The following is a 21,496-nucleotide window of genomic DNA, read 5'->3' as shown; positions in this document are numbered from 1 at the left end:
TTCAGACAGCCTCCCGCACGGTGTATACATCGGTTTTTGCCCGCTCAAAATCCGGGGCGCTGCCTGCCCTGCCCGCCTCGACGGCGCGGGTAATCTGTTCCTCAATCCTGTCGCGTACTTCCTGCATATCGGCCTTGCTGACTTTTTTCTTTTCCAGCAGCGCCTCGAAAGCGGCGATGGGATCATGATCGGCCAGGCCGGACATCTCGTCCTCGCTGCGATATTTCTGGGGATCGCCTTCAAAATGCCCGCGCCAGCGATGCGTGATGCATTCAAGAAGCTGCGGTCCCTCACCATTTCGAGCCGCATTCACAAGCCCGACCGCTGCGTCATGAACCTCAAGAACCGCATTGCCATCCACCTTTTTTGAGGGAATGGAAAAGGCCGTCGCCAAATCCCGGACATTGGCGATGAATTGCTTGCTGGCCGGGGAGAATTCCGACCATCCGTTATTTTCACAAACGAACAGCACCGGCAGTTTCCAAAGGGCGGCAAGATTGAGGCTTTCGTGCAGAACGCCTTCGGCCAGCGCGCCATCCCCGAAAAAAACAACGGCAACAGCATCATTCTGCCGCACCTGATGAGCCAATGCACTGCCAACCGCGAGCGGGATGCCCGCGCCGACGATCCCATTCGCGCCCAGCATGCCAACGGACATATCCGCCACATGCATGGAACCGCCGCGGCCGCCACAGATACCCTCTTCCTTGCCCATGATCTCAAGGAAAAATGTCTCCAGATCAACTCCCTTGGACAGGGCATGGCCATGTCCCCGGTGGTTCGAGGCCAGCGTATCCCGCGCCTCCAGCGCCGAGGTAATACCGACACATACCGCTTCCTGCCCAACGCTAAGATGGATAAATCCCGGCACTTCACCATCGGCAAAAAGGGCCGACAACTTGTTTTCCGCCTCCCGCACCAGAAGCATCCGCTCATAAAATTCCAGCAACTGTGATTTGGCGGCTGTATTTCCCGCTTTTCTTGATTTCATCATGCCATCCTGAGTGTAGGGGCTGCAATAATTATCTTGCATATATTTCTATATGAGAATACTTTTCTGTCAAGAGAATTACGAACCATTTCATGAGAGGCAAACAACCCCGAAGATCGTCTGGCCTGTCGCGTATTCCGACGCTTTCAAAGCATCTGTTGAACGTTAAGCGTAAATTCTCGAAGGAGCAACAGAACATGGGAATATTTTGTTCTGACAAAACATTTCAAGGAATAGAGCCTTTGGTGTTTCACTGCTTGGGCGTTATGCTATAATGAGCCATTCACGAGAAATAAAGGGTTTACATGTCTGTTTCTCCGCCCGGCGGACAGCTGTTTCGGGCAGATCGTATTTTTGATGAATGGATAGTCAGCGACATCATATGGAGAGCGATTCCAACACTCAGCCCAAGCTCGTGGGCGCACTGGTTAGCGGTATTAGTGTCCTCAGATACTTAAGTGCAAACAAGTCCCCTCTCGGGGTTACACAGGTTGCCCGCGACCTCAATATCAACCCGAGCACCTGCTTCAATCTGCTGCGTACCCTGGTTCATGAAGGGCTGGTTGTCTTCACACCGGAAACAAAAACCTATCAGATCGGGCTCGGCCTGGTGGAGATTGCCCATTCCGCGCTGAACAGCGCCAGCCTTGTGCGTATGATCCAGCCGCTTCTTGACGATATTTCCAAGGAAAATCAGGTCACTATGACGCTGTGGCACAAGATTCCCGGGGAGCGCGTCATGCTGATCGCCAATGCCGGATCTGGCGGCGTGATCAGCATTCATATGAGCATCGGCCAGCGCCTGCCCTATTTTGTGGGTGCTCTCGGACGCTGCTTTGCGGCCTTTTCGGGCATGTCGAAGCAACAGCTCAAATCCGCCTATTCAAGAATACGCATTGAAAATCCCGCCCCCTTCGACGAATGGTATGAAAGCCTGGAAGAAGTCCGCAAGAGCAAGTGCGCGGTTGATGAAGGAAATTTTTCAAGAGGATTTACGACCATCTCATCCCCGGTATTCGGAGCGGACGGGATGCCGCTGATGACCATCAGCGCCGTTGCGGTTTCAGCCCAGCTCGACCCAGCCAAGCGCGAAAGGGTCATCAATTCCGTCATCAAAGCCGCGGCAACGGTGACCGCCGCCATACAGGGCACACGCGCGGACGGCACGGCGGCTTAAAAAAGGTGGACGACGCGCCGCGCCGTCCACCCCTTGCGCCTTACTGCCCGAGTGTCCGGACATCAACCTTAGAGAGAACCTGATCCCACAGCATGTCGGCCATGGCCGCCTCGTCATTCTTGATGGGTTCAAACTGCTTTTCCCACTTGCCGATCAGTTCGACCAGCTTGTCCATGAGCGGCTCAGGATCGGCGATCTGATATTTGATTTTAGCGGTTTCGACAACGGTTGCCCGGTCCGCCTTGAGGAATTCTTCAACCGACTTTTTCAACTCGTCTGATGGCTCATAGAACTCAAGCTTCTTTTCATCGGCCAGCGCCGTAACCTCTTCATCTGCCTTCATATAGCCCTTGGATGTCTGGATCAGGCCGATAGCGGCATTCCGCATCAGGATTTCACGTTGCGGGACTGTCAGACTGTTCCAGTATTTCAAACTGATGGAATAAATACCCCAGGACCGATAGGTGCCGAGGTTCAGCAGCGTTGCCTTGCGGGCTATATCCCAGAAGCTGTAACTGCGCAGCGCGCCAACCGGCTGCATGATCACATCCACCTGGCCGCGTGAAAGGGCTTCATACATCCCATCACCGGCAATGGAGACCGGAACGGCGCCCACATAGCTGGCCCAGCGTGACCACAAGGCGCCCGCTGTCCTGATTTTCTTGCCCTTCAGGCTTTCAACGGTGCTCAGGTCTTCCTTGCCAAGAAGCTGATAAGGAGATGTGCTGACCGAGCCAAGAACGACAATGCCATTTTCCTTATATCCATCCAGACAGCCCTGACAGTGGAGAAAATTGAATTCTGTCACAGCCGCCGTCACGGCCGGAGGGAAGCTGCCATAAATGGCCATATCGGCAACAAGGGCCGCATAAGGAAGTTCAGAGGGGAAATAACCGAAGATAATCTGGCCGATATCCGCAACGCCATCCCGTAGTCCATGCAGCATGTTTTTGCCGCCGAGCAAGGAGGCGCCGGCAAAGAGCTTGTAGCTCATTTCCCCGTTCGAATCCTTTTCAACACGCTCCATGAACGGAACCGCGCCATATTCGACAGCCGGATTTTTCGGCGGCAGAAACGTGGCGTAGCGTGCCTCCTCCGCTGTTGCATTTCCTGAAACAGCCACTGATGCAATGAGCGTAAATGCCGCAACAACTGGTGCCATTGTTCGTAATTTTCGCATTTTCTTCCCTTTTTTATTGTGAGTAAAATCAGCTTTTTCAAGCTGCGCAAGAAACCATGTTTGCTTGCCTTATCCGCACAGCGGATCCCGTACCGCGAGACGACCTCGCCGTTTGTGCCTGTTATTCCTTGTGATAAAAAACAATGTCGCCGATCATGTTCGGTCGGGCGAGCCCGCCGATCAGATCTTCATTCCGTATTCCTGTGCCGACGAAAGCCGACGCCTTCCTTCATTTTTCCCGATACGGATTGATCCCTGCTCTTTCGAGCACCTCCCGGAGATCGCAGGAAAAAAGAAAAGAGCCGGACAATTTGCCCGGCTCTTCATTTCGCTTTATTTGCCGAGGGTTGCCACATCAACCTTGGACATCACTTCGTCCCAAAGCATCTGTGCCATGGCGTCGCGGTCGCCGCGGATCGGCTCGAACTTCGCTTCCCACTTGTTGATGAGCTCGACATACTTGTCCATCAACGGCTCGGGATCGGCGATTTTGTACTTGGTCTTCGCCATCTCAATCACGGTTGCCCGGTCATTCTTGAGGAACTCGGTAACGGAGTTCTTGAGGCCTTCAGACGGTTCAATCAGGTTAACACCCTTCTCTGCCGCTACGGCTTCCACTTCCTCATCGAGGGCCATGTAACCGAGAGCGGAATCAATCACGCCAATCGCCGCATTCTTCATCAGAATTGAACGATATTCATTCGAGAGCGAGGCCCAATGTTTGGCGCTGACAGAGAAGACACCCCATGATGGATAGGTACCGAGGTTCAGCATGACAACATCTTTGCCAATATCCCAGATGCTGTGGCTTTTCAGGGCGCCTGTCGGCTGAATAGCAATTTCCACCATGCCGCGGGACATCTGCTCATACATTTCGCTGGACGGTGCGGAAACCGGAACGGCACCCACAGAGGTTGCCCAACGCGACCACAGGGCACCCGCCGTGCGGATCTTCTTGCCCTTCAGAGACTCAACCGAGCTCACATCTTCCTTGGCCAGCAGCTGGTAGGCCGAGGTGCTGGTGGAGCCAAGGATAACAAGGCTGTTACGCTTGTAGTCTTCCAGACATCCGGCGCAGTTAAGGAAGTTGAATTCCGTGACTGCAGCGGCCACAGCCGGTGCATATTTACCATAGATGGCCATATCGGCGATCAGGCTGGCATAGGGAAACTCTGCCGGATAGTAACCGAACACGATCTGACCGATATCGGCCACACCATCGGCAAGCCCGCTAACCATGTTCTTGCCGCCCAGCAGGGAGCCGCCCGAGAACATCTTGTAGGTCAGCTCACCATTGGTTTCCTTGCTAACCCGCTCAATAAACGGAACCGCGCCATATTCAACGACCGGGTTTTTCGGAGAAACGAACGACGCAAAGCGCCCTTCGTCCGCCGACGACACACTGGTAAAGGATACCGACGCAGCCAGCGCCAGTCCCGCAACCAGTGAAACTTTAGAAAATTCAATTTTCATGATATTCATCCTCTCCTTTTTGATTCTTTATTTTGGACCCGCAGGATCAACTTGTGACACAGTCGCAATACACACCCTGCAGGCCGCCGTTTTTCTTCTTATACTACCGCCGTATCTAATCCATCAGGGCCGGCAACCAAAGGCTTAATTGCGGGAACACGATCAGCAAAGTCATAGTGACCAGATCCGCAACCAGGAACCACACGATCCCCTTAAAGATCGTTACCGTGGATATTGCGTCACCCACAATCCCCTTGATAACGAAAACATTAAGTCCGACCGGTGGCGTGATCAGCGCGATTTCCAGGAATTTGGCAATCAGGATACCGAACCAGATCAGGTTGATATCCGCCGCCTCGACAACCGGCAGGAAAATCGGCAGTGTCAGCAGCATGATGCCGATCGGATCCAGGAACATCCCCAGGATCAGATAGACAACGGCCATTCCCATCAGAATAGTGAACGGATTGACCGCCGCATCCAGAACAAAGTCTGACAGGAAGTCCGGAACGCCGGTCAACGCCAGGAAGCGCGTCAGAATGGCCGCCCCGATTGCAATCACAAAGATTGACGCCGTACTGACCAGCGTTTCCGATACGGATTTCTTGATCAGATCGACATTCAGCTTGCGCCGCAGCCCGGCAACGACAAAGGCCATGAAGGCACCGGCGGCGCCCGCTTCCGTCGGGGTAAAGACACCCAGGAACAACCCGCCGATCACCGAAATGATGATCACCATAATCGGCCAGGTTTCGCTGAGCGACATAAACCGTTCGCCCCAGGTCGGCCGCGCATCAAGTGAGGGTGCAAGCGACGGGTTTATCTTGACGCGCGCGACAACCATCAGGGCGAACATGAGAGCCGTCAGAAGACCCGGGATAACACCGGCCACAAACAGCTTGCCGATGGGGACTTCCGCAAAAACGCCATAGATAAGCAGCATGATGCTGGGCGGGATCATCGAACCGATCGTACCGGCCGCCGCAACAACACCGGAAGCGAGCCCTTTATCATAGTTGTAGCGCAGCATTTCCGGAACTGCAATCCGCCCCATCGCCGCCGCGCAAGCCAGGCTTGATCCCGTCACTGCGGAGAAACCTGCAGCGCCGCCGATGGAAGCAATCGCAAGTCCGCCCGGCAAAGCCGATAACCAGAGACGCGCCATCCGGAACAGTCCGTCCGTCAGGTTCGCATGATAAGCCACATATCCCATCAACAGGAACATCGGCACCGAGCTCAACGTCCAGTGAGCAGCAAAGTCATAGGGAATTGCCGTAATAATCCCCCACATGGCGCCACTGCCAAGCACGAAAAAGATACCGACAGCCCCGACAAGCCCCAATGCCACACCAACCGGGACATAGAGCAGCATGAGCACGACCATGATGGCCAGCCCAAGAAAACCAATCTGAATATCACTCATCGAAAAGTTCTCCCGAGGCTGCAAGCTTTTCTTCTTCTTCTAGAAACTCTTTGTCCGTGATGTAGCGCCACAGCTTGTACAGCAGCAATAGCACCAGTACGGCACAGCCAATGGGCAAGAAGAAACGACTCGGCCACACAGTTACCTGCGCCTCACCCATCACATATTCGCCAATATGAAATTTATCGATGGCATCGCCCCAGGTGCGCCAGGTCAGCGCAGCAAAGTAAACAATTGAAACAATTGTGGAGAAAGCCACCATTACACGCCGAACCGGGTAACTCATACCCTGGATCAGCAGCTCAACTCGAATATGACTGTTTTTACGCTCCACCTCCGCCAACGGAAGGAATACAATCGCCACCATCATATAGGAGGCAACCACATCCATCGTCCACAGCAATGGAGTGTTGAAAACATATTTACAAAATACGTCCACGCTGATCTGCAACAACATAAAGATCAGCGCCAGGCCGGACAGTATTGTAAAACTCGAGGTGATACGATCGAGAAACCGCTTTATCATCTACCCTCCCGAATAGAACTTTATAAATTATCAGGACACTGTTTCACAAGTGCCGCAGCGTCTCAAAAATTCTCTTTACAGAATATCGTTTTTTATAAAGAATGCAATATGTTTTTGGATTGCACCAGTCCAACACGATATCTGATATCCTTTTTAATAACTCCGGCAACAAAGGGAGCCACTTGATGGACTTCACCTTCACAGAGGAACAACAACAAATTCGTGAAACGATCAAGCGTTTTTGCGAAACAGAAATAAAACCTCTCGTATTTGAAGCGGAAGAGACAGAATCTTTTCCCCGGGAAATGTTCAAAAAATGGGGAGAGCTTGGTATCCTCGGAACCCGGTATCCGGTAGAAAGCGGCGGAACCGGCATGGACAAAATCAGCGATTGCATCATCCGGGAGGAGCTCAGCTACATCAGCCAGGCATTTGCCTCCAGCATGTCCGCCCATTCCCACCTTGGCATCTGGCCAATCTGGAAAACCGGCACCGAAGAACAGAAAGAACGATTCTTCAAGCCGGCAATCCGCGGGGACAAGATTGCCGCTTTCGGACTAAGCGAACCGGATGTTGGCTCGAATATTCGCGCCCTCAAAACGCGGGCTGAAAAAGTCGATGGCGGATGGAAGCTGAACGGCTCCAAAATGTATATCACCAATGCCCCGATTGCCGATTTTATTCTGGTGGCGGCCCGCACCGCACCGGAGCAGCGCCCTGAATCCATCAGTCTCTTTATAGTTGAAATGCCTAACAAGGGTTTCGAGATTCACAAGCTGAAAAAAGAAGGGATCCGCAGTTCTGAAACCGGCCTCATATTCATTAATGATGCTTTTGTCCCTGATGACTGCTTACTGGGCGGGGAGACCGGCACCTATCCGGTTATCCTCGAATCATTGACCGAAAATCGCGTCGGGGTTGCCGCAAATTCGCTTGGAATTGCTCGCGCCGCGCTGGATGCCTCCGTCAGCTATGCCCGCGATCGCAAGATCGGCAACCGGAAAGTCAGCGATTTTCAGGCCATCGCCCACAAGTTGGCCGACATGGCGGCCAATATTGAAGCCGCGAAATGGATTGTCTATCATGCCGCCTGGTGCGTCGATCAGGAAACCCTGACCAACGCAATCGCCGCTAAGGCAAAGCTGATATCCTCCGAGGTCGCCTTAAAGGCATCGGAACACGCCATCCGCATTCATGGCGGCGCCGGTATCATGCGGGAGTATCCTGTCGGCCGCTTCCACAGGGACGCCTTCGTCTACGTCATCGGCGAGGGAACCAGCGAAATCCAGCGGAATATCATTGCCCGTAGCCTCGACCTATAAAAAACACCATAAAGAAATCCTGGGAGTATAAGAAAATGAGCGGGAAAACAAAAAAACTCGAAACGCTGACTTATGAAATCAAAGATAGGGTTGGCCTCATAACCTTGAGTCGACTGGATGCCCGAAATGCGTTGAATTTGCAGATGCGGGCGGATCTGACAGAAATCATCCTGGAAATCCGCCAGGACAAGGATTTGGCGGCGCTGGTAATCACCGGTTCAGGCGGCGCCTTCTGTGCGGGCGGCGACCTCAAGTCGCTCAGCGAAAACCGCCGCCCGATCACTGACAACCGCACCCGCATTCAGGATTTACATCTGTGGTTCCGCGAGCTCGTCGATCTGGAACTTCCCGTCATCGCGGCGGTTGATGGCCCGGCCTTCGGCGCCGGTTTCAACCTTGCCCTTGCGGCGGATTTCATTTTCGCCTCCCCTCGGGCGCGCTTTTGCGCTGTGTTCGGACGCATTGGTCTCGTCCCCGATCTTGGCGGTTTCTTCACCCTGCCCCGCCTTGTCGGGTTACAGGCGGCAAAGGATATTATCTTCACGGCACGCACCCTTGAGCCGGAGGAAGCCAAATCCCTCGGCATGATCCGGGATATTATTCCCGAAAATGACTTGCTTGATCACGCCCTTGCCTTCGCCGGACAGTTCAGAAATGCGTCGCGTGAGGCAATCGGCATGTCCAAGACCATTCTCAACAAATCCTTTGAGCTGGATCAGCGGGCCCTGTCCGAAATGGAAAGTTATGCGCAGGCGATGTGCATGGAATCGCAGTATCATCACGACGCCGTCGCCCGCTTCCTTGATAAGAAACCCCTCACCTTCAATTGGGATAAAGAACAAATAAAGTAAGAGGTCTCTATATATGAAAAAAGCAATGATTACCGGTGTGTACGACACGGATGTCGGTGCACTTCCGGGCAGTAGCTGCATGGCCCTGCATGCCGAGGCCGCGCTCGGCGCCCTTGCCGATGCGGGTCTTACCAAGGCGGATATCGATGGCGTTCTCTGCGCCTATTCCTTTACCGAACCGCATCTGATGCTGAGCTCGGTCTTTTGTGAATATATGAATATCCAGCCCAAGTTTAACGCCGCCATTGAAGTCGGCGGTGCGACCGCCTGCGTCATGGTCATGCAGGCGGCGGCTCTTGTTGAAAGCGGCATGTGCAAACATGTGCTGGTGGTTACCGGTGACAACCGTATGACCGGGATGCCAAAGGGCGGCGCGGTTGCCACCCTTGCCAAAGTTGGCCATGCCCAGTTCGAACATCCTTATGGCATGTCTGTCCCGGCCGCCTATGCGCTGGTCGCTCAAAATTACATGCATGAGTATGGCGTAACGTCTGAACATCTCGCTTCCATCGCTGTGACGGCCCGTGAATATGCCATCATGAACAGCAAGGCACATCGCAAGGAACCGATCACCATCAATGATGTGGTCAACAGCCGGATCATTGCCTCCCCTCTGCATGTTATGGATTGCTGCCTGATTTCCGATGGCGGCGCGGCCATTGTGGTAAGTGCCGCAGATGCTGCCGCCGACCGCCCCAAGAAGGCAATCGAGATCATGGGCACCGGCCAGGGCCATACCCATGAGCATATCATGGCGGCTCCCTCCCTTGTCGACTTCGGATGCAAAAGCGCGGCGCGCAACGCCTTTGAGCGTGCCGGAATTACGGCAAAAGATGTCGATGTTGCGGAAATATATGACAGCTTCACCATCACCCTGCTGGTCGAGCTGGAATCTATAGGTTTCTTCGAAAAAGGCGAAGCTGGACCGGCCTGCCTGGACGGTGCCCTCAAACTCGGCGGCAAACTGCCCTGCAATACCCATGGCGGCCTGATGAGCTACGCCCATTCCGGGGCGGCGGGCGGCATGTTCCATGTGGTCGAAGCGGTCCGTCAGCTTCGGCGGGAGGCCACAGGCCGTCAGGTTGAGGATAGCGAAATCGCTTTTGTCCATGGTGATGGCGGTATTCTATCCGCTCACTGTTCCATCATCCTCGGGAGACAATAACAATGACCATGAAACCGATCCCAACCCCCAATCCCGACACGGTTGCCTTCTGGGAAGCCTGTAATGAAGAGAAATTTTTGCTTCAGGAATGCAATTCCTGCGGCAAGACACAATTCTATCCACGCGCATTGTGCAAACACTGCAATGGCTCCGACTTGAAATGGCGGCAGGCCAGCGGTCGCGGGAAAGTCGCGACCTTTACGGTGGTCAACCATGCGCCCAGCCCCGCCTTCAAGGAAGACCTGCCTTATGTCCTGGCGCTCATCGACCTTGAAGAAGGCGTTCGTACGATGATGAATGTCATCGACTGCGATGTGCAGGACGTTCATATCGGCATGGATATCGAGCTTACCTTTGAAACCCGCGGTGATCAGAAAATCCCGCAGGCAAAGGCAGCGGGGTAATCATCAGGATGTACACATTCGACACATTACAGCCGGGCCAGATGATCGGCGAAAATATCCAGCACTTCAATGACGAGGTGATGGAGCAGTTTCTTGACCTCTTTCCCGATGACAGGGATCAATTGCCGGATTTGCCCCCCGGCATGATTTCCGCCATCACCATGCGTGCTTTTCTTGCCACTGTAGAGCCACGACCAAAGGGCAATATTCACGGTACGCAGGAATTTACGGTGCATAAACTCCCGAAACTTGGTGACAAGATCATCACCACGACGATCTGTCAGCAGAAGGAAATGCGCAAGAATAACAGATGGATCCATTTCGAAACACGGTCCTGCGACCAGAACGGCACTCTGCTGTTCACAGGTCTTATGGGCGTCATCTGGGGAGGGTGAGAATATGCGAAAACTCATTGAAAGCAGTCTCGCGGTCGATCCGGCCGCCATCGCCAAATATGCGGCCATCACCAATGACTTCAACCCCATCCATATGGACCCGGAATTTGCGAAAAATACGCCCTTCGGCGATGTCATCGCCCATGGCACCATGTCGCTGTCGCTGATCTGGCAATCCGCNACCCGCACCNTCGGNAAAGANGCCGTTGCNNNGGCAAAGATGAATGTCCGCTTTTCAAAACCGGTCCGCAATGGCGATACGGTCACNGCAGGCGGAGNGCAGNCTGCGGATAACCCGAACCGTTATGACGTNTATGTCAAAACCCAGAATGACGATGTGGTCATCAAAGGCTGGCTGGANNTCTNAACTTCCGCTGTCTCATTTGACCTNTCCAATATAAAGGCACCAACAATGATCTGGACNCATGAACATGANGAAATCCGCCGCGTCACCCGGCGGATTGTCGANGAACATATCAACCCCTATATCGACCAGTGGGAGGAAGAAGGNATTTTCCCCGCCCATCAGGTNATGAANAAACTNGGCGATGCCGGNCTTCTCGGGATCGGCAANCCGGTCGAATATGGCGGATCGGCGCTCGATTTCTCCTATGAAGTCGCCTTTGCCGAAGAACTTGGCAATCTTCGCACCATGGGNATCTGCTCCGCCATTGGTGTGCAGACAAATATGTGCACGCCCGCGCTCACAAGCTTTGGTTCTGANGAGTTGAAGCGTGAATATCTCGCCCCCACCATCGCNGGTGATCTNGTCGGCTGTATCGGNGTGAGCGAGGCGGGCGCAGGATCGGACGTTGCCAGCCTCAAGACCANNGCCCGNAANGANGGCGATGATTACATCATCAACGGCTCCAAGATGTGGATNACCAACGGCGTGCAGGGTGACTGGATCTGTCTGCTCGTCAACACCTCCACCGANAATGGTCCGCACAGGAACAAATCNCTGATCATCGTTCCCCTGAAAGCCAAGGGNGTNTCGGTCGGCCAGAAGCTCGACAAGGTGGGATATAAATCATCGGATACNGCCCTCCTCTTNTTTGATGATGTGCGCGTNCCACAGCGCAACCTGATTGGCGAAGAAGGCCGAGGCTTTATCTATCAGATGCAGCAGTTNCAGGAAGANCGGCTGTTCGTTGTCGCCCGCTCNATCCGTTTTCTGGANCAGGCGATTGAGGAAACCATCGCCTATCTGTCGCAGCGCGTTGCNTTCGGTAAACCGTTGCTCGATAANCAGATCATCCATTTCAAGATTGCCGAGTTTCAGGCCAAGATCGAATCCGTTCGCGCCCTGCTCTATCAGGCGACGGAGAAATATGTCGCCGGNGAGAATGTGACGAAACTCGCCAGTATGGCNAAATATCTGATNGGCCGNNTNTCCATGGAAATNCCGGTNGANCTGACNCAGTTCTGGGGCGGTCANGGCTTCATGAATGAAAGCTATATCACCCGCATTTATCGCGAAGCGCGCCAGACCGCCGTCGGCGGCGGCGCNAATGAGGTGATGCTGCAGGTNATCTGCAAGGAAATGGGNATTNTGCCAACCGGCAAATAACCTGCGCACCCCCGGAGAAANCNNTNATTATTCTGAAGGNTCNATCAGAAANCCGTTTTCNTCNCGNANTTCCGGNCCATTNACNCGGACGCTGCCCTCGCCGAAGCCGACATCCCGATCGGCGAGGGCCGCCTTCAGCCCCTGCTCTTTNGCCGTTTTACGGAAAAACCGTGTNCCGCGNGCCAGNTGCGCCCGGCCGTCATTTTCCGCCGCCAGCCGTTGCAGCGTGCGCGCNCCCATCAACTCAAGNCCNAGATTGACAATCCGCTTGTTGGCGGACAGNAGATCCGCATCGATTTTNGCNAGCCGGTCCGCAAGCGTNTCNACNTCCCGCTCCAGATATTCCGGCGGCACCGANTTCATGACAAGACCGATCTGCGNCGCCTCCTTGCCNGTNATGGTATCGCCGGTGAGAACGAGCCGNTTCGCCCATTGCGGGCCGCANTGNTAGACCCACATCTGATTGGGCAGCGATCCCAGATCCCGCGCCGGGGGAAAGCCGATCACNGCNTCATCGGCCGCGATGATCATATCGCANAGCAGGGCGATATCCGCNCCGCCCGCAAGNCAATGNCCNTGNATCTGGGCGATCACGGGCTTGTGCATATCGAAAATGACCATGCGCAGNCGCTGNCTGTATTCCANCCGCCAGATATCATCATCAATCGCCGGACTATCCGCATATATNCCGCCATCGCGGTATTTGCGGTCGCTTCCGGCCCCGCTTGCCGGGGCATTNAGATTGGGCGTCAGGTCATATCCNGCNGAAAATGCCTTGCCNGCNCCCCGCAAAATAACGCAATGAACCGCCGTATCATTNTCCGCCTCCCACANAGCCTCGCTCAGCTCCTGCAACAAAGGAATGGACAGAGCATTGCGTTTTTCCGGCCGGTTCAGCGTGATCCGGGCCCGACCATCGACAGGTTCATAAATGATATGTTCAAATTCCTTCATTTTCTTTTTCCTTATCTTTTTGAAACCGGATTTGTCAGATCCACCACCCTTAGAGTGAACTCGGAAGCAGCAATGATAAAATCGGGAAGGCGAGCAGCAGGCCGAGCACGACCAGATCCATGGCCAGGAAATTGATCACACCCCGGAAAATCGTATGCACGGCAATGGCGTTATTGACGACACCGTTGATGACGAACACATTGAGGCCCACCGGCGGCGTGATCAGACCGATCTCCAGCAGCTTGACGACAATGACGCCGAACCAGATGAGATCCATCCCCATCCCTTCAATCAACGGAATGACAAATGGCAGGGTCAGCAGCATGATGCCAAGCGGATCAAGAAACATCCCCATCACCAGATAGACCAACGCAATCATCACAAGGATCGCCCAGTTGGGCAGACCAAGGGCATCTATAAATCCGATGACTTCATGCGTGAGGCCGGTGAGCGAAACAAAGGCGACAAACATCTTCGCGCAGACAGCAATGAAGAAAATCGTTGCGGTCTGCAAGGCCGTATCCTTCATGGAGGAGACAAAATCCTTCCATGACAAACGGCGGCTAAGAGTGCCATAGACAAGCGCGAAGAACATGGAAACCGCCGCCGCCTCCGTCGCCGTGAAGATTCCGCCGTAGATACCCCCGATAATCAGCAGAAACAGTGTAAAGGCAGGCCAGGCGCGAAATGTCGCACGCCAGCGCTCCGACGCACTCACCGTTGTATCGACAACCGGCGCCGCGTCCGGCTTCAGCTTCGACCAGATGAAGATAACGACCAGTATGCCGGCAAGCGACAACAGCCCCGGAATAACGCCCGCCAGAAACAGCTTGTTGATGGATTGCTCGGTAAACAGCCCATACATGATGAACAGGATACTGGGCGGGATTAATGCGCCAAGCGTGCCCCCGATTGCAACCGTCGAGGTGGCAAGCTGCGGACTGTAGTTATAGCGCAGCATCTCCGGGATGCAGATGCGCCCCATGGCAGAGGCGCAGGCGAGGCTCGACCCGGTAATGGCCGAAAAACCAGTACAGCCCACCGCCGACGCCATGGCAAGCCCGCCCGGAACCCGCGCAAGCCAGACACGGACGGCGTAATATATATCCGTGGTGATCTTGGCATGATAGGAAATATGGCCAAGCGCAATGAACAGCGGCACCATACTGAGCGGATAGGAGTGCAGAAACTCGAACACATTCGATGATATCAAGGTCAGTGTCGGATGGAGCGCTCTTCCCGCCTGAAACTCATCACCGAAGCGGAAACCGTAGAAAAGGTAGGTGCAGGTAATGGCAAGGCCCGCAAGCGCAAAACCGATTGGCACCCGCAGGCAAAACAGCAAAATAGTAATGATCAGGCCGATCAGACTGATGGTTGTCGGATCCATGAAGACTATCCCTGATGACGGTGAGAAGATGAGCGGGAAACGGACTGTACTGCCGCCGCCAAATCCTGCCAGCTCAAAACAAAAAGACGCAGCATAAAAACGCTGTATCCAAGCAGAAAGATCAGACGACCAGGCCATTCAGGCAAATCAAGTTCGCCAAAAAAATACGCCCCTTCCGAGACAACACTGACAAAACCAAGATACCCGCCATAGAGGACGGGCAGGAGCATGATACTGCCAATCAGAGATCCCAGCAGATTGAGCCAGGGTTGAAAACTCTCCGGCAGCATGCTGGTAAAGACTTCGATCATGATATGCATGCGATGCGCCGCGACACTTGCGAGCGGCAGGACGACCGCCCCGATCATCAATTCCCGCACCATGATGACGTCATCGGGTACGGCAATACCAAACAGGGTCCGGCCAATAATCGTTGTGGTGATGATAAAACAGATGAGCAAAGTGCAACAAATCGAAAGGGCGACGAGCGCCCCTTCCAGTTTCAAAAGGAAGCGCGGCCCCGCCGCCGCGACCTCCCTGTCGCCTATCGGTTCCATGGATATCCCTTGGCCTTGCGCTCATCATCATATTTTTTAAGCAGCGCCATATACTGGTCATAGATACCGTCCGCATCGAGGCCGGACGCCTTCGCCGCGGCACGCCATTCTTCGATATAAGGGGCGCTTGCTTCAACCAGCTTGGCTTTCTCGGCATCCGGCAAATCAGAAATATTGACCTTGTTGCCATCCTTGCCCGCCGCGATATTTTCATATGCCTTGGCATTCCCTTCCATGATTTTTTCCGCATAATGATCAATGAAATCGGAGCCGAGCTGGTTCAGAGTTTTCTTTTGGTCGTCTGGCAGGGCATCATAAACATCCTTGTTCATGACAAAGGCCATGCCCATCAGTGCGCCCCAGTCCAGCTTGGTCACCTCATTCGCGACTTCTTCCAGCTTGAACGCCGGGATCGCATATCCATAGATCTGCGTGCAATCGAGCAATCCCGTCGAAATGCCCTGATAAGCCTCCGCCGAGCTCATATTGACCGGGGTCGCGCCGAGGTCGCCGAACACCTTCATGTAAACGCCCGTGCCACGGACCTTCAGGCCCTTGATATCCTCAAGTGACTTGACGGTCTTGTCCTTGCATATGAGTTCGATCTGAGTGGTCGTGATATTGGTGATATATTGCAGATTCAGTTTGTGAAACTCCGCCTGCAAATCGGCATTGCCCTGCACCAGATCGTAAATCGCGCGGTTCCCGACCCAGGGATCGGAATAGGGCATCGGCAGATCCGCCAGCGAATATCCCGGATGCAGTGTCGGGTTATAAGCGCCAACCATCAGCCCCATGTCAGCGGCACCGGAACCAATGCCCTTTGTCGCGGCTTTGAAGTTCATCAACGCCCCGCCCCAGTGATAATCAATCTTGAGCGCCCCATCCGTCCGCTCTGCAAGCTGATCTCCAAGCCAGATCGTCGCTTCAACCCGCGTGCCGCGATTGGGCGCCCCGTCAGTCCAGGTCAGTATTTGCTCAGCCTGCGCCGACCCCGCCAGCAAAACACCGATCAGTCCGGCGCTGAGCAGGATATTAAATGTGGATAGCTTTTTCATATTCCTCTCCATGTTATTCCCGGACCAATCTTCTCTCGCTGTGGCCCTGAACAGCCGCGAAGCATTGATTGACTTTTTGATTGATATCTTCGCGTTTAACCGCATCTCGCGGCCCCCTGATTTAAGTGATAATGCGCCCGGCGCCCCCTTGTCGTCGTCCAGTCGGCAATTTTCGGATACCCACCTCCGCGACGTATCTTTTTTTTCCGAAACGTCTTTTTGTTCGTATATTCGAACATTTAATCTTATATTCGAACGATGATATGATAATTGCTCCGGCTGTCAATTTATTTTTTTATCGTGAGCGGACGTTCTCTCTGACCGGTCCGCATTCTTGACAAATGCAGAAAACTGGCGTTACTTGGATTTTCGGTTTCAATTTTTGTTCATATATTCGTTTTATTATTCATATATACGAACATTTTATGGTAATCTCGCCTGCAGAACAGCCCTTACCTGGCGGCTGAGATAGAGTGGAATCAGTTGGCAATATTTAAATCAGGAAAAGACATGGACAATGCCTCCCGAATGAACACAGCCGCGTCTTCGTCGGACAAGGGGCCGCGGTCCATAGAACGCATCATGGCCATCCTGGAAGCGCTAACGAATGCCAGCGCCGGGCTCACACTGTCGGAGATTGCAAAGTCCGCAACTATCCCGAAGTCCAGCCTGGTTGGATTACTTGGCGGACTGACCGATCAGAAATGCCTCAAACGGGACAATACAGGGCGCTATATTCTCGGCCCGCGCTTCCTTGCGCTTGCCATGAGAGTCGTGACAAATCAGGAGTTTGTTCCTCTTCTGCACCCCATTCTTGTCAACCTTGTCCAGGAAACCGGGGAAACCGCCATCATTGCCAGCCTGGTGCATGATGAATATCTCGTCCCCTTCCTCGATAAAGTTGAAAGTCCCAACTCAATCCGCTACACAGTAACCTTGGGGGAGCGCCGCGAATTGCATTGCACGGTGGCCGGGAAACTGTTCCTCGCCGGATTTCAGCCGGAACAGTTTGAAAGCTATCTGGCCAACTGCCCGCGCAAGCGATTTACGGAGCAGACCCTGACGGGCAAAACCGAATTGCGTACGGCCATTTCAGCCATACGACGGGAAGGTATTGCCCGAACGCATGATGAAAGGTTAAGCGGCGCCAGCGGGCTGGCGGCCCCGATCTACTCCGCAAGCGGAGAGGTTCTGGCCGCCATGATGCTCGCCGGTCCGACAGAGCGGATGAGAAAGAACAAGGAAAAAAATGAGGCGCTCGTAATAAGAGCCGCTCAGGAGGCTACTCGGCTTCTGGGCGGAAAACTTCCAGACAGCGACACGGTCTGAACGACTCCCGGTCATGGGGCCGCGTCGCCGACAATGATCACCAGACTAAAAAACGAACAGGAAAATAAGAAATGGCAGGCACGTTAGACGGCATTCGCGTGGTGGAACTGACGACGGTTATCATGGGCCCCTGGGCGACCCAGATTCTCGGCGATATGGGCGCAGATATTATCAAGGTCGAAACGCCGCAGGGCGACACAACCCGCGCCTCCGGCCCGAAGCGAAACCCGGGCATGGGATCACTCTTTCTGTCAACCAACCGTAATAAGCGCAGCATCGTACTGGACCTCACCCAGCCGGACGGCCGGGAAGCCCTGTTCAAGATCATCCGGACAGCGGATGTCTTCGTCCATAACCTGCGGCCCAAGGTTTGCAGCAAGCTCGGGCTCGAATATGACAAGTTCAAGGAGGAATTTCCGGATCTGATCTATTGCGCCGCTTACGGGTTCCGTGCCGACGGGCCGCTCGCGGACAAGCCCGCCTACGACGATATCATTCAGGCCGCCTCCGGCATTACCGATCTGATGACCATCGCCTCCGACCAGCCGCGTTATGTTCCGACAATCATGGCGGACAAGACCTCCTCCTACAACATTGCCATGGCCATTCTTTCGGCGCTGGTCGGGCGGGAACGCGGCACGGGCGGACAGGCCATCGAGGTGCCGATGTTTGAAGCGCTGGTCGACTTTTCAATGGTCGAGCATCTCTATGGCGCGACCTTCGAGCCGCCGATTGCCCCGATGGGATATGAACGGCTGCTCAACACCATGCGCAAGCCCTATGCGACAACGGACGGCTATCTCGCTGTTCTTCCCTACACGGATCGCAACTGGTTTGACCTCTTTGATATTGCCGGTCGGCCGGAACTCAAGGAAGATCCGGTCTTCAAGACTTTCGGGGCCCGTATTGCCAACTCCGAAACGGTTTATGGCACCCTCGCGGATATTATCGCGACCCGTTCCTGCGCCGAGTGGCAGCAGATTCTGGATGAGAAGAATATCCCCGTCCAGACCGTCATGACCAAGGAAATGCTGCTGGATGATGAACAACTCAATGCCTCCGGTTTCTGGAAATTTGTTGACCATCCGACGGAAGGCAAGTTGCGGATGATCGACCCGCCGATCCGCTTTTCAAAGACACCGTCAGAAATCCGCAAAATGCCGCCGCATCTCGGACAGGAAAGCGTTGAAATCCTCCTTGAGGCAGGGCTGGATCAGAATGAAATCGACCGGCTGCTTGAAAAGAAAGTCACGCTACAGGCGAAATAACAACATTAAAAAAACCGCACTGAATGTCCCGGGAGTTTGACATGGGAAACTTTACGAACACCACTTTTGAAATCGACGGCAAGGTGGCGACACTGACGCTGAACAGGCCGGAAGCATTAAACTCGATGACCTTCGATCTGATGTATGAAATTCAGGATGCCCTGAAGATCATTGACGAAAATAAGGATATCCGTGCCCTGATCCTGACCGGGGCCGGGCGTGGTTTTTGCGCCGGACAGGACCTGCGCAACCGGCCGCCCGCAGATGCGGACATCGTCGAGCTTTACACCGGCTGCTATTTCGATTCCATCAACGGTATTCGCAACTGCCGCGTCCCCGTGATTACGGCAGTCAATGGCGTGGCCGCAGGCGGCGGATTTTCCCTCGCCCTTGCCGGGGACATTCTGCTCGCCGCCCGCTCCGCCAAGTTCATTCAGGTGTTCAGCCGCATCGGCCTCGCGCCCGACCTCGGATCCACCTATCTGCTGCCACAGGCAATCGGGCGCTCCCGCTCTCTCCGCCTGATGATGACGAATGAACCGCTATCGGCGGAAAAGGCGCTCGACTGGGGACTGGTCAGCGATGTTTTTGATGATAACAAGCTGATGACGGAAGCAAAGGCCCTCGCGACCAAACTGGCGGACGGGCCGACTTATGCCCTGCATATGACCCGCCAGGCGGTTGATGAAAGCGTGGACAACGACTTCAAGACCCAGTTCCGCCGGGAGCTGGAAATCAACGCGGAGCTGCGGGACTGTTATGATTCCCGTGAAGGTGTTGCCGCCTTTCTGGAAAAACGCCAGGCGGTTTTCAAAGGCGAATAATTATTTTAGAACAAATGCGAAAAGCCCGGGTTTTCCCGGGCTTTTTTATGTTCAGATCTGGCGTCCGGCCTCCGCCCAGAAGGGCGCACGCAGATGCTTCTTGAAGATCTTGCCGCTGTCTTCCCGTGGCAGGTTGTGGCGAATTTCCATGCGCCGCGGCACCTTGTAACCGGCAAGCTGCTTGCCCATCTGTTCGCGCACGGTCCCAATATCAAGCTCCACCCCTTCCAGTGGCTCGATAAACGCGATCAGAGTTTCCCCGAATTCCGGATGCGGGATGCCGAAGACAGCGCAGTCCTTCACACCCGGCAGCTGGATCAGCACAGCCTCGATTTCCGCCGGGTAAATATTTACCCCGCCGGAGATCACCATGTCATTCTTGCGATCCCGTATAAAAAGATACCCGTCTTCATCCAGATATCCCATATCCCCGCAGGTGATCAGCCCGTCGAGGCCAACCTCTTTGCGTTTTTCCGGCGCATTGTGATAGGTGAAGTCCGGATAATCCGGCATGCGGACATAGATATGACCAACCTCCCCGGCGGGGAGGACTTTCCCCGCATCATCATAAATGCGGATAATGGTATCCCCGTATGGCCGCCCGACGGAGCCCGGCTTTTTAAGCGATTCCTCAGCAGTTATAAAGGTGACAGCGCCGGATTCCGTCCCCCCGTAATATTCATGCACGATCGGCCCCAGCCAGTCGATCATTGCCTTTTTTACATCCCCCGGACAGGGAGAGCCCGCATGAATGACATGCTTCAGAGAGGAAACATCATATTTTGCCCTCACATCTTCAGGCAGGCGCAGCAGGCGGATAAACATGGTTGGCACCATGAAAGTGGTATCGATTTTCTGCGCCTCTACAATCTGCAGGAAGCGTTCCGCATCGAAATAGGGTTCAATCACGAAAAGATCGGCAATCTGTCCCGCCCGTGTGCCAAATGAATTCGGCGCCGCGTGATACATTGGCCCGGCGAGCAGGGCACGAATACCGGAGACAAGCCCGTATACATCCGCCCGCATATTGACGACAGCCTCAATCTGTTTGGGGGATGGCACTTCCCGGCGCACGCCTTTCGGACGACCCGTTGTACCGGAGGTGTAAATCATGCTTTGTGGCGCCGGAATCGCCGGCCGATCATAAGGCTGTTGCGACCCAATCCAGCGTTCATATTCCAGAATTTTCGGATTTTTATCACGGCGATGTCCGTCTGCGACAGGGCGGGCAACGATATCAAAGGACGTATCCACCTCAATCACCGCTACGCCTTTCGGAAGTTCGGCATCCAGCGCCACAAGCAGGTCACTATGCGCCACCAGCACCTTCGCGGCGCAATCATCCAGGATATAAAGCACCTCATCCGCCATGAAATGCCAGTTAATCGGCACAACATAGGCACCCAGCAACATGGCGCCGTAGCTGACCTCCAGAAAGGGGGTATCATTGCGCAGAAGCAGGGCGACACAATCGCCCGCCGTCACCCCAAGAGAGGACAATCCACCGGCAACGCGTTTTACACGCTCATCCATCGCCTCAAAGGATATAAAACGGTCATTGACGGCCACACCGCCAGACAACAACGGATTTCCCGCACCTGACATATTGAAAAAACTCCTCAGCTTGTTCTTTTTCTTA

The 21,496-nt window shown here is 54.3% G+C and carries 20 protein-coding genes and 1 pseudogene; 11 read left to right on the top strand and 10 right to left on the bottom strand.

Going from position 1 to position 21,496, the window contains the following annotated elements; all coding sequences use genetic code 11:
- Window position 1: 1 nt before the first annotated feature.
- Entirely contained in the window at window positions 2-991 is a 990-nt protein-coding gene (locus CMN55_RS02065) for a thiamine pyrophosphate-dependent dehydrogenase E1 component subunit alpha (protein ID WP_366931950.1), read from the bottom strand.
- Window positions 992-1,373: 382 nt separating this feature from the next.
- On the opposite strand from CMN55_RS02065, the gene CMN55_RS02060 reads away from it, so the two are divergent.
- Window positions 1,374-2,168, top strand: a complete 795-nt coding sequence (locus CMN55_RS02060; protein WP_293947876.1) for an IclR family transcriptional regulator — start codon at window positions 1,374-1,376, stop codon at window positions 2,166-2,168.
- 40 nt (window positions 2,169-2,208) lie between these two features.
- Here CMN55_RS02060 and CMN55_RS02055 read toward each other — a convergent pair whose 3' ends face one another.
- From CMN55_RS02055 to CMN55_RS02040, 4 genes are all read right to left on the bottom strand, one after another.
- Entirely contained in the window at window positions 2,209-3,348 is a 1,140-nt protein-coding gene (locus CMN55_RS02055) for a C4-dicarboxylate TRAP transporter substrate-binding protein (protein WP_293947875.1), read from the bottom strand.
- Between the two features lie 333 nt (window positions 3,349-3,681).
- Entirely contained in the window at window positions 3,682-4,821 is a 1,140-nt protein-coding gene (locus CMN55_RS02050; protein ID WP_293947874.1) for a C4-dicarboxylate TRAP transporter substrate-binding protein, read from the bottom strand.
- 115 nt (window positions 4,822-4,936) lie between these two features.
- Window positions 4,937-6,244 (bottom strand): TRAP transporter large permease, encoded by a 1,308-nt coding sequence (locus CMN55_RS02045; protein WP_293947873.1) that lies wholly within the window; start codon window positions 6,242-6,244, stop codon window positions 4,937-4,939.
- The gene (locus CMN55_RS02040; protein WP_293947872.1) at window positions 6,237-6,770 is read right to left on the bottom strand and encodes a TRAP transporter small permease; all 534 of its coding nucleotides are present in this window, start codon (window positions 6,768-6,770) and stop codon (window positions 6,237-6,239) included. Before CMN55_RS02040 ends, CMN55_RS02045 begins: the two co-directional genes overlap by 8 nt.
- Before the next feature lie 185 nt (window positions 6,771-6,955).
- Between CMN55_RS02040 and CMN55_RS02035 the strand changes: the two genes are divergently transcribed.
- The 7 genes and pseudogenes from CMN55_RS02035 to CMN55_RS02010 all read left to right on the top strand — a co-directional run bounded on the left by CMN55_RS02035 (window position 6,956) and on the right by CMN55_RS02010 (window position 12,477).
- The gene (locus tag CMN55_RS02035; protein WP_293947871.1) at window positions 6,956-8,092 is read left to right on the top strand and encodes an acyl-CoA dehydrogenase family protein; all 1,137 of its coding nucleotides are present in this window, start codon (window positions 6,956-6,958) and stop codon (window positions 8,090-8,092) included.
- Between the two features lie 35 nt (window positions 8,093-8,127).
- Window positions 8,128-8,943 carry an enoyl-CoA hydratase/isomerase family protein gene (locus CMN55_RS02030; RefSeq protein WP_293947870.1) on the top strand — a complete coding sequence of 272 codons (816 nt, stop codon included), beginning with the start codon at window positions 8,128-8,130 and terminating at the stop codon, window positions 8,941-8,943.
- A gap of 13 nt (window positions 8,944-8,956) precedes the next feature.
- A complete protein-coding gene (locus tag CMN55_RS02025; protein ID WP_293947869.1) occupies window positions 8,957-10,108 on the top strand; it encodes a thiolase family protein in 1,152 nt (383 codons plus the stop codon).
- A gap of 2 nt (window positions 10,109-10,110) precedes the next feature.
- On the top strand, window positions 10,111-10,512 hold the full coding sequence (locus CMN55_RS02020) for a Zn-ribbon domain-containing OB-fold protein (protein ID WP_293947868.1): 402 nt from the start codon (window positions 10,111-10,113) through the stop codon (window positions 10,510-10,512).
- A gap of 8 nt (window positions 10,513-10,520) precedes the next feature.
- Window positions 10,521-10,907 carry a hypothetical protein gene (locus tag CMN55_RS02015; RefSeq protein ID WP_293947867.1) on the top strand — a complete coding sequence of 129 codons (387 nt, stop codon included), beginning with the start codon at window positions 10,521-10,523 and terminating at the stop codon, window positions 10,905-10,907.
- A gap of 4 nt (window positions 10,908-10,911) precedes the next feature.
- Window positions 10,912-11,174: pseudogene (locus tag CMN55_RS17005) on the top strand (MaoC family dehydratase); the annotation flags it as partial.
- Between the two features lie 145 nt (window positions 11,175-11,319).
- Window positions 11,320-12,477 (top strand): acyl-CoA dehydrogenase family protein, encoded by a 1,158-nt coding sequence (locus tag CMN55_RS02010; protein WP_366931949.1) that lies wholly within the window; start codon window positions 11,320-11,322, stop codon window positions 12,475-12,477.
- A gap of 27 nt (window positions 12,478-12,504) precedes the next feature.
- Here the strand turns inward: CMN55_RS02010 and CMN55_RS17000 are convergent, their stop codons facing one another.
- From CMN55_RS17000 to CMN55_RS01995, 4 genes are read right to left on the bottom strand one after another with little or no spacing between them, the layout of a single operon-like run.
- A complete protein-coding gene (locus tag CMN55_RS17000; protein ID WP_366931948.1) occupies window positions 12,505-13,446 on the bottom strand; it encodes a crotonase/enoyl-CoA hydratase family protein in 942 nt (313 codons plus the stop codon).
- Window positions 13,447-13,480: 34 nt separating this feature from the next.
- Window positions 13,481-14,821, bottom strand: coding sequence for a TRAP transporter large permease (locus tag CMN55_RS02005; protein ID WP_293947865.1), 1,341 nt, complete (start codon window positions 14,819-14,821; stop codon window positions 13,481-13,483).
- Between the two features lie 5 nt (window positions 14,822-14,826).
- The gene (locus CMN55_RS02000; protein ID WP_293947864.1) at window positions 14,827-15,378 is read right to left on the bottom strand and encodes a TRAP transporter small permease; all 552 of its coding nucleotides are present in this window, start codon (window positions 15,376-15,378) and stop codon (window positions 14,827-14,829) included.
- Entirely contained in the window at window positions 15,366-16,436 is a 1,071-nt protein-coding gene (locus CMN55_RS01995; protein ID WP_293947863.1) for a C4-dicarboxylate TRAP transporter substrate-binding protein, read from the bottom strand. The genes CMN55_RS02000 and CMN55_RS01995 overlap by 13 nt, the downstream gene beginning before the upstream one ends.
- A gap of 510 nt (window positions 16,437-16,946) precedes the next feature.
- On the opposite strand from CMN55_RS01995, the gene CMN55_RS01990 reads away from it, so the two are divergent.
- The 3 genes from CMN55_RS01990 (at window position 16,947) to CMN55_RS01980 (ending at window position 19,857) form a co-directional block, all read left to right on the top strand.
- Window positions 16,947-17,765, top strand: a complete 819-nt coding sequence (locus CMN55_RS01990) for an IclR family transcriptional regulator (protein WP_293947862.1) — start codon at window positions 16,947-16,949, stop codon at window positions 17,763-17,765.
- Between the two features lie 71 nt (window positions 17,766-17,836).
- Window positions 17,837-19,033: a CaiB/BaiF CoA transferase family protein gene (locus CMN55_RS01985; protein WP_293947861.1), complete on the top strand. Its 1,197-nt coding sequence runs from the start codon at window positions 17,837-17,839 to the stop codon at window positions 19,031-19,033.
- Window positions 19,034-19,074: 41 nt separating this feature from the next.
- Window positions 19,075-19,857, top strand: coding sequence for an enoyl-CoA hydratase-related protein (locus tag CMN55_RS01980; protein ID WP_293947860.1), 783 nt, complete (start codon window positions 19,075-19,077; stop codon window positions 19,855-19,857).
- 51 nt (window positions 19,858-19,908) lie between these two features.
- On the opposite strand, the gene CMN55_RS01975 is transcribed toward CMN55_RS01980, so the two are convergent.
- Entirely contained in the window at window positions 19,909-21,462 is a 1,554-nt protein-coding gene (locus CMN55_RS01975; protein WP_293947859.1) for an acyl-CoA synthetase, read from the bottom strand.
- Window positions 21,463-21,496: the final 34 nt, after the last annotated feature.

The sequence above is a fragment of the Sneathiella sp. genome (assembly GCF_002694385.1).
In the GTDB taxonomy this organism is placed as follows: Bacteria; Pseudomonadota; Alphaproteobacteria; order Sneathiellales; family Sneathiellaceae; genus Sneathiella.
The sequence above is the reverse complement of the archived record's forward strand: the minus strand, read 5'-3'. Positions and strand labels throughout refer to the sequence as shown.

Excerpts from the sequence above, each read along its gene's own strand:
- CMN55_RS02065 (WP_366931950.1), bottom strand. The coding sequence starts at position 991 with ATGAAATCAAGAAAAGCGGGAAATACAGCCGCCAAATCACAGTTGCTG.
- CMN55_RS02060 (WP_293947876.1), top strand. The coding sequence starts at position 1,374 with ATGGAGAGCGATTCCAACACTCAGCCCAAGCTCGTGGGCGCACTGGTT.
- CMN55_RS02055 (WP_293947875.1), bottom strand. The coding sequence starts at position 3,348 with ATGCGAAAATTACGAACAATGGCACCAGTTGTTGCGGCATTTACGCTC.
- CMN55_RS02050 (WP_293947874.1), bottom strand. The coding sequence starts at position 4,821 with ATGAAAATTGAATTTTCTAAAGTTTCACTGGTTGCGGGACTGGCGCTG.
- CMN55_RS02045 (WP_293947873.1), bottom strand. The coding sequence starts at position 6,244 with ATGAGTGATATTCAGATTGGTTTTCTTGGGCTGGCCATCATGGTCGTG.
- CMN55_RS02040 (WP_293947872.1), bottom strand. The coding sequence starts at position 6,770 with ATGATAAAGCGGTTTCTCGATCGTATCACCTCGAGTTTTACAATACTG.
- CMN55_RS02035 (WP_293947871.1), top strand. The coding sequence starts at position 6,956 with ATGGACTTCACCTTCACAGAGGAACAACAACAAATTCGTGAAACGATC.
- CMN55_RS02030 (WP_293947870.1), top strand. The coding sequence starts at position 8,128 with ATGAGCGGGAAAACAAAAAAACTCGAAACGCTGACTTATGAAATCAAA.
- CMN55_RS02025 (WP_293947869.1), top strand. The coding sequence starts at position 8,957 with ATGAAAAAAGCAATGATTACCGGTGTGTACGACACGGATGTCGGTGCA.
- CMN55_RS02020 (WP_293947868.1), top strand. The coding sequence starts at position 10,111 with ATGACCATGAAACCGATCCCAACCCCCAATCCCGACACGGTTGCCTTC.
- CMN55_RS02015 (WP_293947867.1), top strand. The coding sequence starts at position 10,521 with ATGTACACATTCGACACATTACAGCCGGGCCAGATGATCGGCGAAAAT.
- CMN55_RS02005 (WP_293947865.1), bottom strand. The coding sequence starts at position 14,821 with ATGGATCCGACAACCATCAGTCTGATCGGCCTGATCATTACTATTTTG.
- CMN55_RS02000 (WP_293947864.1), bottom strand. The coding sequence starts at position 15,378 with ATGGAACCGATAGGCGACAGGGAGGTCGCGGCGGCGGGGCCGCGCTTC.
- CMN55_RS01995 (WP_293947863.1), bottom strand. The coding sequence starts at position 16,436 with ATGAAAAAGCTATCCACATTTAATATCCTGCTCAGCGCCGGACTGATC.
- CMN55_RS01990 (WP_293947862.1), top strand. The coding sequence starts at position 16,947 with ATGGACAATGCCTCCCGAATGAACACAGCCGCGTCTTCGTCGGACAAG.
- CMN55_RS01985 (WP_293947861.1), top strand. The coding sequence starts at position 17,837 with ATGGCAGGCACGTTAGACGGCATTCGCGTGGTGGAACTGACGACGGTT.
- CMN55_RS01980 (WP_293947860.1), top strand. The coding sequence starts at position 19,075 with ATGGGAAACTTTACGAACACCACTTTTGAAATCGACGGCAAGGTGGCG.
- CMN55_RS01975 (WP_293947859.1), bottom strand. The coding sequence starts at position 21,462 with ATGTCAGGTGCGGGAAATCCGTTGTTGTCTGGCGGTGTGGCCGTCAAT.